We start from the raw sequence: 1,720 nt of genomic DNA, 5'->3' as shown, positions 1-1,720 counted from the left end.
CTAATCCGATGTGAAGGCGGTCGGATTCCGAGTGGGACTCCGAGCTGTCTGACGTGAGGGACACCTGATCATCTGGCGGCCCCTGCGAGGCCTTCAGAGAGAGCGGTGCAGTCACGGCGGTGGGTTTCGTGGCGGTCGCGTGGACGCCGGGCCGATGCCTGGACAACCCTTGACCTGCGAGGTCCGAAGAGAAGAGCGGCGCGGTCCGGCGTCTTCGGGCCGCCGCGAAACCCGCCGGTGATCGTGTTTCCGTGGTCGTGGCGCGAGCCCGCTCCAGGGCTGACCCCTTGTTGATATCCGCGAGCCTTCGAGCTCTGGTGCAGACGGGGGCCCCTGGGGTGCGCTGGTGTCATGAACGGCTACTGAGATGGCGGACCGAAGAGTCCTGGGATTAGGGCGCCGCGTGACCCGCATGTGCTCGTGACCTGCGAAAACAGGCAACGTTGGGAGAGTCGGTTGAAGATCTTCTGTGGCATCGACTGGGCCGAGTCGCACCACGATGTCGCCCTGGTCGACGAGACCGGCGAGCTGCTGGCCAAGCGTCGGATCACCGACGACGCGGCCGGCTACCGGTTCCTGCTCGACCTGCTCGCCGAGTACGGCGACAGTCCCGAGGCGCCCATTCCGGTGGCGATCGAGACCAACCGCGGCCTGCTGGTCGCCGTCCTGCGCACCGGCCAGCGGCAGGTGTTCGCGATCAATCCGCTCGCCGCCTCCCGCTACCGCGACCGGCACGGTGTGAGCCGCAAGAAGTCCGACCCGGGCGACGCGCTGGTGCTGGCGAACATCCTGCGCACCGACATGCCCATGCACCGGCCGCTGCCCGCCGACTCCGACCAGGGCCGGGCCGTCACCGTATTGGCCCGCGCCCAACAGGATGCCGTCTGGAACCGCCAGCAGCTCGGCAACCAGATCCGTTCGCTCCTGCGCGAGTACTACCCCGCCGCCCTGGAAGCCTTCCAGAGCAAGGCCGGCGGCCTGGCCCGGCCGGACGCCCGCGCTGTCCTCGCCGCGGCCCCGACCCCAGCTCGGGCGGCGAAGCTGTCCCTGGCCCAGCTGCGGGCCGCGCTCAGGCGCGCCGGCCGCCAGCGCAGCATCGACGCCGAGGCCGAACGGCTCCGCGACATCTTCCGGGCCGAGCACGCCCGCCACCCGGACGCGGTCGAGGACGCCTTCGGTCACCAGCTGCTCGCCCTGCTGAAGCAGTTCGACGCCGCCTGTCAGGCCGGTGACGACCTCGCCGGGGCGGTCGAAGCCGCCTTCCGCGAGCACCCGGACGCCGAGATATACCTCAGCTTCCCCGGCCTCGGAGTCCAGCTCGGAGCCCGCCTCCTGGCGGAGATCGGCGACGACCGCACCCGCTTCGCCGACGCGCGCGGCCTGAAGGCCTACGCCGGATCCGCCCCGATCACCCGAGCCTCCGGCAAGAAGAGCTATGTCGGCAGACGCATGGTCAAGAACAACCGCCTCATGCATGCCGGATTCCTCTGGGCCTTCTCCTCCCTCCAGGCCTCGCCCGGCGCTGACGCCCACTACCGCCGCAGACGCGAACACGGAGACTGGCACGCCGGCGCCCAACGCAACCTCCTCAACCGCCTGCTCGGCCAGCTCTTCCACTGCCTTCAGAACCGTGTGCTGTTCGACGAGACCCATGCCTTCACCTCCTCTGCCACGTTGTCGATCCCGACGGCTGCTTGACTCGTAGCTTCCTGAGATGTCT

The 1,720-nt window shown here is 69.3% G+C and carries 1 protein-coding gene; it reads left to right on the top strand.

Going from position 1 to position 1,720, the window contains the following annotated elements; translation table 11 throughout:
- Positions 1–414 precede the first annotated feature (414 nt).
- Complete coding sequence (locus tag ACIBEC_RS47765; RefSeq protein ID WP_360510322.1) at positions 415–1,698, top strand: IS110 family transposase; 1,284 nt, start codon at positions 415–417, stop codon at positions 1,696–1,698.
- The last annotated feature ends 22 nt before the right edge of the window (positions 1,699–1,720 follow it).

Origin of the sequence: Kitasatospora sp. NPDC051164, from assembly GCF_044455625.1 — a bacterium.
Classification (GTDB): Bacteria; Actinomycetota; Actinomycetes; order Streptomycetales; family Streptomycetaceae; genus Kitasatospora.
The sequence above is the reverse complement of the archived record's forward strand: the minus strand, read 5'-3'. Positions and strand labels throughout refer to the sequence as shown.